At 64.2% G+C, this 14591-nt stretch carries 10 protein-coding genes; 8 read left to right on the top strand and 2 right to left on the bottom strand.

Annotated elements, in window-relative coordinates:
- Positions 1-107 precede the first annotated feature (107 nt).
- Complete coding sequence (locus PVE35_RS02425) at positions 108-608, top strand: hypothetical protein (RefSeq protein ID WP_268180968.1); 501 nt, start codon at positions 108-110, stop codon at positions 606-608.
- Between the two features lie 95 nt (positions 609-703).
- On the opposite strand, the gene aceF is transcribed toward PVE35_RS02425, so the two are convergent.
- Positions 704-2677 (bottom strand): dihydrolipoyllysine-residue acetyltransferase, encoded by a 1974-nt coding sequence (gene aceF / locus PVE35_RS02430; protein ID WP_277373656.1) that lies wholly within the window; start codon positions 2675-2677, stop codon positions 704-706.
- An 11-nt stretch (positions 2678-2688) separates the two neighbouring features.
- Positions 2689-5334 (bottom strand): pyruvate dehydrogenase (acetyl-transferring), homodimeric type, encoded by a 2646-nt coding sequence (gene aceE / locus PVE35_RS02435; protein WP_268180972.1) that lies wholly within the window; start codon positions 5332-5334, stop codon positions 2689-2691.
- Between the two features lie 269 nt (positions 5335-5603).
- Here aceE and glnE point away from each other — a divergent pair, with 269 nt between their 5' ends.
- The 7 genes from glnE to PVE35_RS02470 all read left to right on the top strand — a co-directional run bounded on the left by glnE (position 5604) and on the right by PVE35_RS02470 (position 14589).
- Positions 5604-8546: a bifunctional [glutamate--ammonia ligase]-adenylyl-L-tyrosine phosphorylase/[glutamate--ammonia-ligase] adenylyltransferase gene (gene glnE, locus PVE35_RS02440; RefSeq protein WP_277373657.1), complete on the top strand. Its 2943-nt coding sequence runs from the start codon at positions 5604-5606 to the stop codon at positions 8544-8546.
- Positions 8547-8606: 60 nt separating this feature from the next.
- Complete coding sequence (locus PVE35_RS02445; RefSeq protein ID WP_277373658.1) at positions 8607-9530, top strand: branched-chain amino acid transaminase; 924 nt, start codon at positions 8607-8609, stop codon at positions 9528-9530.
- An 84-nt stretch (positions 9531-9614) separates the two neighbouring features.
- Entirely contained in the window at positions 9615-10658 is a 1044-nt protein-coding gene (gene waaF / locus PVE35_RS02450; protein WP_277373659.1) for a lipopolysaccharide heptosyltransferase II, read from the top strand.
- A 2-nt stretch (positions 10659-10660) separates the two neighbouring features.
- Positions 10661-11665 carry a lipopolysaccharide heptosyltransferase I gene (waaC, locus tag PVE35_RS02455; protein ID WP_277373660.1) on the top strand — a complete coding sequence of 335 codons (1005 nt, stop codon included), beginning with the start codon at positions 10661-10663 and terminating at the stop codon, positions 11663-11665.
- Positions 11666-11674: 9 nt separating this feature from the next.
- Positions 11675-12799: a glycosyltransferase family 4 protein gene (locus PVE35_RS02460; RefSeq protein WP_268180980.1), complete on the top strand. Its 1125-nt coding sequence runs from the start codon at positions 11675-11677 to the stop codon at positions 12797-12799.
- Positions 12796-13602 carry a lipopolysaccharide core heptose(I) kinase RfaP gene (gene rfaP / locus PVE35_RS02465; protein WP_277373661.1) on the top strand — a complete coding sequence of 269 codons (807 nt, stop codon included), beginning with the start codon at positions 12796-12798 and terminating at the stop codon, positions 13600-13602. Before PVE35_RS02460 ends, rfaP begins: the two co-directional genes overlap by 4 nt.
- Positions 13603-14589 carry a glycosyltransferase family 9 protein gene (locus PVE35_RS02470; RefSeq protein ID WP_277373662.1) on the top strand — a complete coding sequence of 329 codons (987 nt, stop codon included), beginning with the start codon at positions 13603-13605 and terminating at the stop codon, positions 14587-14589.
- The last annotated feature ends 2 nt before the right edge of the window (positions 14590-14591 follow it).

Consider the following 14591-nt stretch of genomic DNA (forward strand, 5'->3'; position numbering starts at 1 on the left):
GCTACTTCAGTAGCACTGACAACACGGATGATGACTTTGACTTGAGCCTACTTCTCTACAGCGTTCGACAAGGGTGCATGATGCAATCGTTACTTACAAGAAGACTCATGGTCTTGATGCTCTGGGGAGCGCTTTTTTCCACTGTCCATGCCCTTGCCGAAGACGATTCCGGCCTTCGCGGCGGTGAACGGCAGGTTTACCTCGACAACCTGAAACGTTTGTATCTGACTCAGAACGAGCGTCAGGCGCTGCTGCTGCACAGCAATGCCCTGCTCGACACCTATGCCTTGCGCGCGGCCTATCAGGTTGGCCAGCCGCAACGCCAGGATCTGCTTTACCAGTTGCGCCTCGGTGAGCCGGGCGAGCTGGTGCTACGTGAGGAAATTCGTAGCACCCAGGGTGTTACCCAGAGCGTGCATAACCGGCGTATCTCGCTGTTCGGTCTCGACCCTTTCATTGCCTACGAATGCCCCCCGGGTGGTATCCGCTGCATCCTGCGCAGCCCAGGGGATGGCCAGCCCTTGCTGACTATCCTGCGTGACCGTAATGGCGCGGCCGAGCTGGCCAAGGCCTTGAGCTTCCTGATTCGCAATCTGCAGAAAGGCTGACGCGCGCCGTTTCACCCAGTCTCCTCCAACGAAGCAAAAAAAACCCCGCCTTAATGGCGGGGTTGAGGATGCGAGCGTGGCGTGCTCGAAAGGGTTTACAGCAGGATGGTGCGGATATCGGCCAGCAACTGCGACAGGCGCAGGGTGAAGCGGGCGGCGGCTGCACCATTGATCACTCGGTGATCGTAGGACAGCGACAGCGGCAGCATCAGGCGCGGCTGGAAGGCCTTGCCGTCCCACACCGGCTGCATGCTCGCCTTGCTCACACCGAGGATCGCCACCTCCGGCGCGTTGACGATCGGCGTGAAGCCGGTGCCGCCAATGTGACCGAGGCTGGAGATGGTGAAGCAGGCGCCCTGCATGTCGTCAGCCGAAAGCTTTTTGTTGCGCGCTTTCTCGGCCAGTGCAGCGGCTTCGCCAGCCAACTGCAGCAGGCTCTTCTGATCGACGTTCTTGATCACCGGCACCAGCAGGCCGTCCGGGGTGTCCACGGCGAAGCCGATGTGCACGTACTTCTTGCGGATCAGCGCCTTGCCGCTCGGGGCCAGCGAACTGTTGAAGTCCGGCAGCTCCTTGAGCAGGTGGGCACAGGCCTTGAGCAGCAGCGGCAGCACGGTCAGCTTGACGCCGGCCTTCTCGGCCACGGCCTTCTGCGCGACGCGGAAGGCTTCCAGCTCGGTGATGTCGGCGGACTCGAACTGGGTCACGTGCGGCACGTTGAGCCAGCTACGGTGCAGGTTGGCGGCGCCGACCTGCATAAGGCGGGTCATTGGCACTTCTTCGATTTCACCGAACTTGCTGAAGTCCACGGTCGGGATCGGCGGGATGCCGGCGCCGCCAGTGGCTGCGGCAGCAGCCTGGGGCGCGGCCTTGGCCTTCTGCATCATGGCCTTGACGTGGGCCTGCACGTCTTCCTTGAGGATGCGACCTTTCGGGCCAGTACCGGCGATCTCCGTCAGTTCCACGCCGAAGTCACGGGCTAGCTGACGCACGGCCGGGCCGGCATGCACCTTGGCGCCATCGCGCTTGGGCGCGTTGGCCACTTCTGCCGCGGCGGCGGACAGCGAGGCGATGGCGCGCACTTCGGCGGCCACTTCCGGTGCGGCGCCTTCCGGTACGCGGTGCACCGGTTGGCTGGCCTGAGCCGGAGCAGCGGCCGGTGCAGAACCGGCCACCTTGAGCTTGAGGATCAGGTCGCCGGTGCCGATCTCGTCGTCCAGCTTGACCAGCACTTGTTCCACCACGCCGGCTGCCGGTGAGGGGATTTCCATGGAGGCCTTGTCGGATTCCAGGGTCAGCAGGCTCTGGTCGACTTCGATACTGTCGCCGGGCTTGACCATGATCTCGATGACCTTGCCCTTGGCGCTGGAGCCGATGTCCGGCACGTGCACGTCCTGCACGCTGTTGCCACTGGGCGTGGCAGCCGGTGCCGGGGCTGCCGCGGGAGCGGCTTGGGCCTTGGGTGCTGCGGCTTGAGCCGGAGCAGCAGCGGGTGCGGCCCCTTCGGTTTTCAGCTTGAGGATCAGGTCGCCGGTGCCGATCTCGTCATCCAGCTTGACCAGCAGCTCTTCCACCACGCCGGCGGCCGGAGCGGGGATTTCCATGGAAGCCTTGTCGGATTCCAGGGTCAGCAGGCTCTGGTCGGCTTCGATGCGATCACCGACCTTGACCATGATCTCGATGACCTTGCCCTTGGCGTCCGAACCGATGTCCGGTACGTGCACATCCTGCACGCTGCTGCTGGTGGCAGCGGCGGCGGGAGCAGCAGCCGGAGCAGCCGCTTTCGGCGCTTCGGCAGGAGTGGCCTCGGCTTTCGGCGCCGGTGCCGCCTCGGCGGCACCTTCGACGTCCAGCACCAGCAGCTCGTCGCCTTCCTTCAGGCGGTCACCGATCTTGACCTTCAGTTCCTTGATCACGCCGGTCTTGGGCGAGGGCACCTCCATGGAGGCCTTGTCGGACTCCAGGGTGAGGATGCTCTGGTCGGCTTCGACACGGTCGCCGACCTTGACCAGCAGTTCGATTACCTCGCCTTCACCGCCGAGGTCGGGTACGCGAATCAACTCACTCATCGCTACGCTCCTTAGCAGTCCAGGGGGTTGGCTTTATCGGCATCGATGCCGAACTTGGCGATGGCATCGGCCAGTACCTTGGCTTCGATCTCGCCACGGTCGACCAGTGCTTCCAGAGCGGCCAGCACGACCCACTTGCGATCCACCTCGAAGAAGTGGCGCAGTTGCTTGCGGCTGTCGCTGCGGCCGAAGCCGTCGGTGCCCAGCACCTTGTATTCCTTGCTCGGCACCCACTGGCGAATCTGTTCGGCGAACAGCTTCATGTAGTCGGTGGAGGCGATGACCGGGCCCTTGCGACCGTTCAGGCACGCTTCGACGTAGGTCTGCTTGGGCTTCTGACCCGGATGCAGGCGGTTGCTACGCTCCACGGCCAGGCCGTCGCGGCGCAGTTCGTTGAAGCTGGTGACGCTCCACACATCGGCGCCGATGTTGTACTCGTCGCGCAGGATCTTCGCCGCCTCGCGCACTTCGCGCAGGATGGTGCCGCAACCCAGCAGTTGCACGTGGTGCGCGGCTTCCTTCTTGTCCTCTTCGAGCAGGTACATGCCCTTGATGATGCCTTCCTCGACACCCTTGGGCATGGCCGGCTGCTGGTAGGACTCGTTCATCACGGTGATGTAGTAGAAGACGTCCTGCTGCTCTTCGGTCATCTTCTTCATGCCGTCCTGGATGATCACCGCCAGCTCGTAGCCGTAGGTGGGGTCATAGGTGCGGCAGTTGGGGATGGTCGCGGCCATGATGTGGCTGTGGCCGTCCTCGTGCTGCAGACCTTCACCGTTGAGGGTGGTGCGGCCCGAGGTGCCACCGATGAGGAAGCCACGGGTACGGCTGTCGCCAGCGGCCCAGGCCAGGTCACCGATACGCTGGAAGCCGAACATCGAGTAGAAGATGTAGAACGGCAGCATCGGCTGGTTGTGGCAGGAGTAGGAGGTACCGGCGGCGATGAAGGAGCTCATGGCGCCGGCTTCGTTGATGCCTTCTTCGAGGATCTGACCTTTCTTGTCCTCCTTGTAGAACATCACCTGGTCCTTATCCACCGGCTCGTAGAGCTGGCCGACCGAGGAGTAGATACCGAGCTGGCGGAACATGCCTTCCATGCCGAAGGTACGGGCTTCGTCCGGGATGATCGGCACGATGCGTTGGCCGATGTCCTTGTCCTTGACCAGTTGCGCGAGGATACGCACGAAGGCCATGGTGGTGGAGATTTCGCGGTCGCCCGAGCCGTCGAGGATGGCCTTGAGGGTATCCAGCGGCGGGGTGGGGATGCTGAAGCTCTTCTGCCGGCGCTGCGGTACGAAACCGCCGAGGGCGGCGCGGCGCTCGTGCAGGTACTTGTGCTCAGGGCTGCCCGGCTCGGGGCGCACGAACGGCAGGTTTTCCAGGTCTTCGTCCTTGACCGGGATGTCGAAGCGGTCGCGGAACTGACGCAGGCTTTCCACGTCGACCTTCTTGGTGTTGTGCGCGGTGTTCTTCGCTTCACCGGCGCCGGTGCCGTAACCCTTGATGGTCTTGGCCAGGATCACGGTGGGTTGGCCGCTGTGGTTGACCGCCTGATGGTAGGCCGCATAGACCTTGTACGGGTCGTGGCCGCCGCGGTTGAGCTTCCAGATCTCGTCGTCGGAGAGATCCTTGACCATCTCCTTGAGTTCCGGGCTGTTGAAGAACTTCTCGCGCACGTAGGCGCCGTCCTTGGCCTTGTAGTTCTGGTACTCGCCGTCGACCACCTCGTCCATGCGACGCTGCAGGGCGCCGTCCTTGTCCTTGGCGAACAGCGGATCCCAGAAGCGACCCCAGACCACCTTGTTGACGTTCCACTGGGCGCCACGGAACACGCCTTCGAGTTCCTGGATGATCTTGCCGTTGCCGCGTACCGGGCCGTCGAGGCGCTGCAGGTTGCAGTTGATGACGAAGATCAGGTTGTCCAGCTTCTCGCGGCCGGCCAGGGCGATGGCGCCGAGGGATTCCGGCTCGTCGCACTCGCCGTCACCCATGAAGCACCAGACCTTCTGCTTGCCGGCGGGGATGAAGCCGCGCGCTTCCAGGTACTTCATGAAGCGCGCCTGGTAGATGGCCTGGATCGGGCCGAGGCCCATGGAAACGGTGGGGAACTGCCAGAAGTCCGGCATCAGCCAGGGGTGCGGGTAGGAAGACAGGCCCTTGCCGTCGACTTCGCGGCGGAAGTTCTGCATCTGGTCTTCGCTCAGGCGGCCTTCCATGAAGGCGCGAGCGTACACACCGGGGCTGGCGTGGCCCTGATAGAACACCAGGTCGCCGCCGTGCTCTTCGGTGGGCGCCTGGAAGAAGTAGTTGAAGCCGATGTCGTAGAGGGTCGCCGAGGAGGCGAAGCTGGAAATGTGGCCGCCCAGATCCGGGTCTTCCAGGTTGGTACGCATCACCATGGCCAGGGCGTTCCAGCGCACCAGCGAGCGGATGCGGCGTTCCATGAACAGATCGCCGGGCATGCGCGCTTCGTGGGTGACCGGGATGGTGTTGCGGTACGGCGTGGTGATCGCGTAGGGCAGTTGCGCACCGCTACGGGTGGCCAGCTCGCCCAGACGGGTCATCAGGTAGTGGGCTCGGTCTTCACCCTCACGGTCGAGGACGGATTCAAGGGCGTCCAGCCATTCCTGGGTTTCGATCGGATCGAGGTCTTGCATGGCTTGCTCCAGGGCGGAAAGGCTTCCAGAATCGGAGGCCAGTGGGTCTCGCTGGCTTTTTGAGCGGGCGAGCTGAATTCTTGGATGTACCGGGGGTAGGACCGGCCGGTGTGTAGTTTTACTACATTTCGACGGCGGATTCAGCCCTCTGGGCACATTTGACCAGTAGTAAAACTACAGTGAGCTGTGCCGTATGCCGCGCACCTCGGGCGGCGCCGGGGTCTTGGAGACCCTGGCCTGCGGTTCGCAGCCCGCAAAAAGGATAGACCATGAGCCTGCCTGTGCTGCTCGATTTGCCTGCCTCTCTCGATCACCTTGGCGACCGCGCCGAGCAGTTTCTCAGTGCTGCGCTGGCCGAGCAGGCCGAGTTGCAGGCGCAGAGGCAGGGCTGGCCTGCAGAACGGCTGGCCAGTTGGCGCCGGGTGGCGACCCTCAGTGATTTCGTCGCCGAGCAGGCAGCCCGCGATCCGCACACCTTCGTGGCCCTGGCCAGCTCCGGTGAGCTGGAGCGCTCGCTGGCGCCGGGTGAGTTGCGCGCCCAGTTGGCCGAGCGTCTGGCCGAATGCCCTGACGAAGAGGCGCTGGGGCGCTGCCTGCGGCGTTTTCGCAATCGCCAGCAGGTGCGCATCATCTGGCGCGACATCAGCCGCCAGGCGACGCTGGCGGAAACCTGTCGCGACCTGTCCGATCTGGCCGATGCCTGCATCGACCTGGCCTATCACTGGCTCTACCCGCGCCATTGCGAGCAGTTCGGCACGCCCACCGGTCGGCGCAGCGGCCGGCCTCAGCACATGGTCATCCTCGGCATGGGCAAGCTCGGGGCGCACGAGCTGAACCTGTCTTCGGACATCGACCTGATCTTCGGCTACCCGGAGGGCGGCGAGACCGAAGGTGTCAAGCGCCCACTGGACAATCAGGAGTTCTTCATTCGTCTGGGGCAGAAGCTGATCAAGGCGCTGGATGCGATCACCGTCGATGGTTTCGTCTTTCGCACCGACATGCGTTTGCGCCCTTACGGTTCCTCCGGCGCGCTGGTGTTCAGCTTCAATGCTTTGGAGCAGTACTACCAGGATCAGGGCCGCGACTGGGAGCGCTACGCCATGATCAAGGCGCGGGTGGTCGGTGGCGATCAGGCCGCTGGCGCCGAATTGCTGGAGATGCTGCGGCCTTTCGTCTATCGCCGTTACCTGGATTTCTCCGCCATCGAGGCGCTGCGGGCGATGAAGCTGCTGATCCAGCAGGAGGTGCGGCGTAAGGGCATGAGCGAGAACATCAAGCTCGGGGCTGGCGGCATCCGTGAGATCGAGTTCATTGCTCAGGCCTTCCAGCTAATCCATGGCGGGCGTGATCTCAGTCTGCAGCAGCGCCCTCTGCTCAAGGTGCTGGCCACGCTGGAAGGGCAGGGTTATCTGCCGCCTGCGGTGGTGGCGGAAATGCGCGAAGGCTACGAATTCCTCCGTTACACCGAGCATGCCTTGCAGGGCATCGGCGACCGGCAGACGCAGATGCTGCCGGCCGACCCTCAGGATCAGGCGCGGGTGGCGGCGATCATGGGCTTCGCCGACTGGGCGAGCTTCCACGAGCGCCTGATGCATTGGCGTGGGCGCATCGAGTGGCATTTCCAGCAGGTGATCGCCGACCCCGACGAGGAGGGCGGCGAATCTGGCGAGGCCGCTGTCGGTGCCGAATGGTTGCCGCTCTGGGAAGGCGCGCTGGACGAGGAGGCTGCCGTTCAACAATTGCAGGAGGCCGGTTTCAGCGAGGCCGTAGCGGCCAGTCGGCGCCTGGGTGATCTGCGCAACGGCCCGCAGGTGCGCGCCATGCAGCGTCTCGGGCGTGAGCGTCTGGACGCCTTCATTCCGCGCCTGCTGGCGCAGACCGTCGAGCATGAACAGCCGGATCTGGTGCTCGAGCGTGTGCTGCCATTGGTGGAGAAGGTGGCGCGGCGATCGGCCTACCTGGTGCTGCTGACCGAGAACCCCGGCGCGCTGGAGCGGCTGATTACCCTGTGCGCCGCCAGCCCCTGGATTGCCGAGCAGATCGCCCGCTACCCGCTATTGCTCGACGAACTGCTCAACGAGGGGCGGCTGTATTCGCCGCCGCTGGCGCCGGAGCTGGTGGCCGAGTTGCGCGAGCGGCTGGTGCGCATTCCCGAAGACGATCTGGAACAACAGATGGAGGCGCTGCGCCATTTCAAGCTGGCTCACAGCCTGCGTGTGGCGGCGTCGGAGATCGTCGGTACGCTGCCGCTGATGAAAGTGTCGGACTACCTCACCTGGCTGGCCGAGGCGATTCTCGATCAGGTGCTGGCGCTGGCCTGGCAGCATACGGTGCAGCGCCATGGCCGGCCGCAGCGTGCCGATGGTTCGCCCTGTGATCCGGATTTCATCATCGTCGGCTACGGCAAGGTGGGTGGCTTGGAGTTCGGCCATGGGTCGGATCTGGATCTGGTGTTCATCCATGACGGCGATCCGCAAGCCGAGACCGATGGCGCCAAGCCCATCGACGGCGCGCAATTCTTTACCCGCCTGGGCCAGCGCATCATTCACCTGCTGACCACCCAGACCACCTCCGGCGCGCTCTACGAAGTGGATATGCGCCTGCGGCCCTCGGGCGCCGCCGGCTTGCTGGTCAGCTCGCTCGGCGCCTTCCAGCGCTACCAGGAAAACGAGGCCTGGACATGGGAGCATCAGGCGCTGGTACGTGCACGGGTGCTGGTGGGCTGCCAGCGCCTGGCTGGGGAATTCGCCCGGGTGCGCGCCGAAGTGCTGGGGCGCCAGCGTGACGTGACGGCCCTGCGCAGCGAAGTCAGCGAGATGCGGGCGAAGATGCGCGACAATCTCGGCACCCGTGCGACCGCCGCCGGCACCGGGGCGAACGCCTTCGAGGCTGCGGCCTCCTTCGACCTGAAGCAGGACGCCGGTGGTATCGTCGATATCGAATTTATGGTGCAATACGCGGCCCTGGCCTGGTCGTGGCAATACCCGCAACTGCTCGAATTCACCGACAACATCCGCATCCTGGAAGGTCTGGAGCGGGTCGGCCTGATGACGGCGGAAGATGCCGGCTTGCTGCGCGAGGTCTACAAGGTTTACCGCTCGGCTGCCCATCGCCAGGCGCTGCAGAAGCAGCCCGGGGTGGTGCCGGGCGATCAGTTCCAGGACGAGCGCCGCGCCGTGATGCGGTTGTGGCGCCAGTTGGAACTGAGTTGAACGAGAGGGGCCAAGCCCCGAGCATGACCGAACCGCGAAGCGAATTGAGGAGCAGGCAAGATGTCGATGTCCGACCGTGATGGCGTGATCTGGTACGACGGTAAACTGGTGCCGTGGCGCGATGCGACCACCCATGTGCTGACCCACACCCTGCACTATGGCATGGGCGTGTTCGAGGGCGTGCGTGCCTACAACACCCCGGACGGCACCTCGATCTTCCGCCTGCAGGCGCACACCGACCGCTTGTTCGACTCCGCACACATCTTCAACATGCAGATCCCCTTCTCCAAGGACGAGATCAACGAAGCACAGCGCGCTGCGGTGCGTGAGAACGGCCTGGAAAGCGCCTACCTGCGCCCGATGGTGTTCTTCGGCAGCGAAGGCATGGGCCTGCGCGCTGCCGGGCTGAAGGTGCACGTGATCGTCGCCGCCTGGCACTGGGGTGCCTACATGGGTGAAGAGGCGCTGGAAGCCGGTATCAAGGTGCGCACCAGCTCCTATACCCGCCACCACGTCAACATTGCCATGACTCGCGCCAAGGCCAACGGCAACTACATCAACTCCATGCTGGCCCTGCAGGAAGCCATCTCCGGCGGCGCCGACGAGGCCATGCTGCTGGATCCGGAAGGCTACGTGGCCGAGGGCTCGGGTGAGAACATCTTCCTGGTCAAGGACGGCGTGGTGTACACCCCGGAAGTGACCTCCTGCCTCAATGGCATCACCCGCAGCACCGTGCTGACCCTGGCTGCCGAGCACGGTATCAAAGTGGTGGAGAAGCGCATTACCCGCGACGAGGTATATATCGCCGACGAGGCCTTCTTCACCGGTACCGCCGCCGAAGTCACGCCGATCCGCGAAGTCGACGGTCGTCGGATCGGTGCCGGCCGCCGTGGCCCGGTCACCGAGAAGCTGCAGAAGGCCTATTTCGACCTGGTCACCGGCAAGACCAGCGCGCACGCCGAATGGCGTACGCCGGTTAAATAAGCCGCAAGCCTCAAGCAACAAGCTTCAAGTGGCCCGAGCTGCTGTGGCTTGCGGCTTGTGGTTTGGCGTTTGAGGTTGTCCTTGATGAAGATACTGATCGTTGGGCCGAGCTGGGTAGGCGACATGGTGATGGCGCAGACCCTGTTCCAGTGCCTGAAGCAACGCCACCCCGCGTGCGAGATCGACGTGCTGGCCCCGGACTGGAGTCGGCCACTCCTCGAACGCATGCCCGAGGTGCGCGCCGCGCTGAGCCTGCCGTTGGGCCATGGTGTGCTCGACCTGGCCACGCGCCGACGCATCGGCAAGTCGCTGGTCGGCCAGTACGACCAGGCCATCCTGCTGCCCAACTCGCTCAAGTCCGCCCTGGTGCCCTGGTTCGCCGGCATCCCCCAGCGCACCGGCTGGAAGGGCGAGATGCGCTATGGCCTGCTCACTGACATCCGTACCCTGGACAAGGCGCGCTACCCGCTGATGATCGAGCGCTTCATGGCGCTGGCCTATGAGTCGGGTGCTGTACTGCCGCAGCCCTATCCGCAGCCGCGCTTGCAGATCGACGAGGCCAGTCGCGACGCCGCCCTGGTCAAGTTCGACCTGCAACTGGATCGGCCGGTGCTGGCGCTGTGCCCAGGTGCCGAGTTCGGCGAGGCCAAGCGCTGGCCCGCCGAGCACTACGCCAAGGTAGCCGAGGCCAAGATTCGCGAGGGCTGGCAGGTCTGGCTGTTCGGCTCGAAGAACGACCATGCCGGCGGCGAGGATATTCGCCTGCGCCTGATCCCGGGCCTGCGCGAGGAGGTCAGCAACCTCTCCGGGCAGACCAGTCTGGCCGAGGCGATCGACCTGATGTCGGCGGCTACTGCGGTGGTGTCCAACGATTCTGGCCTGATGCATGTGGCAGCGGCGTTGAATCGTCCGCTGGTGGCGGTCTACGGTTCCACCTCGCCGGGCTTCACCCCGCCGTTGGCCGACCGTGTAGAAATCGTCCGCCTGGGCCTAGAATGCAGTCCCTGCTTCGAGCGCACCTGCCGTTACGGGCATTACAACTGCCTGCGTGAACTGAAGCCGCAGCCGGTGATCGAGGCGCTGGAGCGGCTGGTCGGCGATGTCTCGATCCTGGCCGAGGACGACTGACTTTGCGGGTGCTGATCATCAAGACCTCGTCGCTCGGCGACGTGGTGCATACCCTGCCGGCGTTGACCGATGCGGCGCGCGCCATCCCTGGCATCCGCTTCGACTGGGTGGTGGAGGAAGGCTTCGCCGAGATTCCGGCCTGGCACCCGGCGGTGTCCCAAGTGATTCCCGTGGCTATTCGCCGTTGGCGCAAGCATCCGTTGCGTACCTGGCGCAGTGGTGAGTGGGCGCGCTTCAAGAAGCGCCTGCGGGAAACTCGCTACGACCTGGTGATCGATGCCCAGGGCCTGCTCAAGAGCGCCTGGCTGACGCGCTACGTGTCGGCGCCGGTGGCCGGGCTGGATCGCGACTCGGCCCGCGAGCCGCTGGCCAGTCGCTTCTATGACCGCTGCTACGCGGTGCCTAAGGATCAGCACGCCCTGGAGCGGGTGCGCCAGTTGTTCGCTCAGGCGCTGGATTACCCCCTGCCGTCCGGCACTGGTGATTATGGGCTGAACCGTGCGGCGATGATGGATGCCACAGCGCAGCCCTATCTGGTGTTCCTGCATGGCACCACCTGGGCCAGCAAGCACTGGCCGGAAGCCGACTGGCGTGCCCTGGCCGAGCGCATGGACGAGCTGGGTTGGGCCGTACGCCTGCCCTGGGGCAACGAGACGGAAAAGGCGCGCGCCGAGCGCATCGCGGCTGGCCTGACGCATGCCGCCGTGCTGCCGAAGCTGAACCTGGCTGGTGTGGCCAAGGTGATCGCCGGGGCCAGTGCCTGCGTCTCTGTCGATACCGGCCTCGGCCATCTGGCTGCTGCGCTGGATGTGCCGAACATTTCCCTCTACGGCCCGACCCTGCCTGGCAAGGTGGGCGCCTACGGCCGTAGCCAGATTCACCTGTGCGCCAGTGGTCCGAACGCCGGCAGCGGTGACCGTGACAAGCCCTGCTTCGATGGCCTCGGCGCCGAGCGCGTCGGCCTGGAACTGGAGGCGCTGCTGTTGGCGCCTCCCGGCACCCTTTAAGGAGCGGCTATGCAACTGGCCTTCGTTCTCTACAAGTACTTCCCGTTCGGCGGGCTGCAGCGCGATTTCATGCGCATCGCCCTGGAGTGCCAGGCGCGTGGCCATGCCATCCGCGTCTACACACCGATCTGGGAAGGGGAAAACCCCGGTGGCTTCGACGTGCGCGTGGCGCCGGTGCGGGCGCTGTTCAACCATCGCCGCAACGAGAAATTCACGGCCTGGCTGCAGGCCGATCTGGCGCGCGACCCGGTCGACCGGGTGATCGGCTTCAACAAGATGCCGGGGCTGGACTTCTACTACGCCGCCGATGGCTGTTTCGAGGACAAGGCGCAGACCCTGCGCAACCCGATCTATCGCCGCTGGGGCCGCTACAAGCATTTTGCCGAGTACGAGCGCGCGGTGTTCGCCCCGGACTCGAAGACCGAGATTCTGATGATCTCCGAGGTGCAGCAGCCGTTGTTCATCAAGCACTACAAGACCCCGTTGCAGCGTTTCCACCTGCTGCCGCCAGGCATTGCCCAGGATCGTCGTGCGCCGGCCAATGCTGCCGAGATTCGTGCCGAATTCCGTCGCGAGTTCGAGCTGGGCGAGGATGATCTCCTACTGGTGCAGATCGGCTCCGGTTTCAAGACCAAGGGCCTGGATCGCAGCCTCAAGGCGCTGGCGTCCTTGCCGCGTGAGTTGCGCAAGCGCACGCGCCTGATCGCCATTGGCCAGGACGATCCCAAACCCTTCCTGTTGCAGGTCAAGGCACTGGGGCTGTCGGATCAGGTGCAGATTCTCAAGGGGCGCAGCGATATCCCGCGCTTTCTGCTCGGCGCCGACCTGCTGATCCACCCGGCCTACAACGAGAACACCGGCACCGTACTGCTGGAGGCGCTGGTATCTGGCCTGCCGGTGCTGGTCACCGATGTCTGCGGCTACGCCCATTACATCGCCGATGCCGACTGCGGCCGGGTCGTGCCCAGCCCCTTCGCGCAGGAGCAGCTCAACCGCACCCTGGCCGATATGCTTGCCGACCCCCAACGTCGTGCGTTCTGGGGGCGCAACGGCCTCGCCTATGCCGACAGTGCCGACCTGTATTCAATGCCGAAGAAGGCTGCCGACGTGATCCTCGCGGAGAAGCACGCGTGAAGCTGATCCTTGCCGAGCCCTTCAAGAGCCTGTGGGCGAACCGCGATGCCTTCGAGGCCGTCGAGGCGCTCGAAGGCCAGGTCTACCGTGAGCTGGAGGGTCGCCGCACCCTGCGCACCGAGGTCGACGGGCGCGGCTATTTCGTCAAGATCCATCGCGGTATCGGCTGGGGCGAGATCGTCAAGAACCTGCTCAGCGCCAAGGCACCCGTCTTGGGGGCAGGGCAGGAATGGCAGGCCATTCAGCGTCTGACCGAGGCCGGTGTGCCGACCATGACCGCGGTGGCCTATGGCGAGCGTGGCAGCAATCCGGCGCAGCAGCACTCCTTCATCGTCACCGAAGAGTTGGCGCCGACCGTGGATCTGGAGCAGCTCAGCCTGAACTGGGCGCAGCAGCCGCCCAAGCCTGCGCTCAAGTGGGCGTTGATCGAGCGCGTGGCGCAAATGACCGGCGGTATGCACCGGGCTGGGGTCAATCATCGCGACTGCTATATCTGCCACTTCCTCCTGCACACTGACCGACCGCTCCAGGCCAGCGACCTACGCCTGTCGGTCATCGACCTGCACCGCGCCCAGGTGCGCGACGCAGTGCCCCGCCGCTGGCGCGACAAGGATCTGGCCGCGCTGTATTTCTCGGCACTGGACATCGGCCTGACCCGCCGCGACAAGCTGCGCTTCCTGCGCACCTACTTCCATCGCCCCCTGCGCCAGGTGCTGCGCGAAGAGGCAAGCCTGCTGGCCTGGCTGGAGCGCAAGGCGGCGAAACTGTATGAGCGTAAGCAGCGTTATGGAGATCGACTGTAGATGGCTGTGGAAAAAACAGTAATCAAGCCTGGGATGAAAGTGGCGGTTGTCTCCTGCCCGGCTCTGGGGGACACAACGCTGTTCCTCAGGCTGGCCTGGCGCCTTCAGATGGCGGGCGCCAAGGTCACGCTGGTGTCTACGTCTCTGGCTGCTTTGCGTGACTACCTCCCAGGTCTGGAGATCGTCGCCGATGTGCAGCCGGATCTGCCGCAACTAGCTGAGCGCCATGAGTTGGTTGTCTGTTATATCGATTGGTTGATCAAGGCTGCTCGTTCTGGCGATGACTTGAAGCATATAACTAACATTGCCTACTTATCTGGCAAGAAACTACCGGCCAACCTGCGTCTTTCCGAGCGTCCCGTGATTGTCGATGGGAGCGAGCTACGGGGGGCGCATAATGTCATCTGCCGCGATCCAAAGGCCGGCAAGACCATGGTGCAGTGGATCGATCTCTATGCAGAAGAAGTCTTGGGGCTTGATCTTGCCCGACCAGTTTCGGGGTTTCAGTCGTTGCCGGATGTAGCTAGCGATGCATCGCGGCGTGTCGCCATCTTTCCCACAACACCACATCCCAGCAAAAATTTCTCGCCGTCGGGCTTCCTTCGTCTGGCGCGTCGCCTGACATCCCTGGGCTGGCAAGTCGAATTCGTCGGTATTCCGGCAGAGCAGCAGGCTCTGCAGGCACAGTATTCTGCTTATCCGGTGCGTGCTTTCGGGGATCTCAAGGGGTTGGTCGTTTTTCTACGAACCTGCTCCGTCGTGATCAGCAACGACTCGGGGGGCGGGCACCTTGGTTCGCTCTTGGGCTTGCGTACCTTCACCATTACGCGCCGTCGCTCCGATTTCACCTGGCGTCCCGGTTTCAACGAGTTCAATCGCGTCATCAATCCGGTGATGAGCTTCAAGTGGATGGGCAAGACTGTGTGGCGGCCCTTCATCCCGTTGCGACGGATCGTAAGAGCACTTGCCGACGTGAGGGTGCGATAGGC

Origin of the sequence: Pseudomonas sp. AA-38 (assembly GCF_029457475.1) — a bacterium.
Classification (GTDB): domain Bacteria; phylum Pseudomonadota; class Gammaproteobacteria; order Pseudomonadales; family Pseudomonadaceae; genus Aquipseudomonas.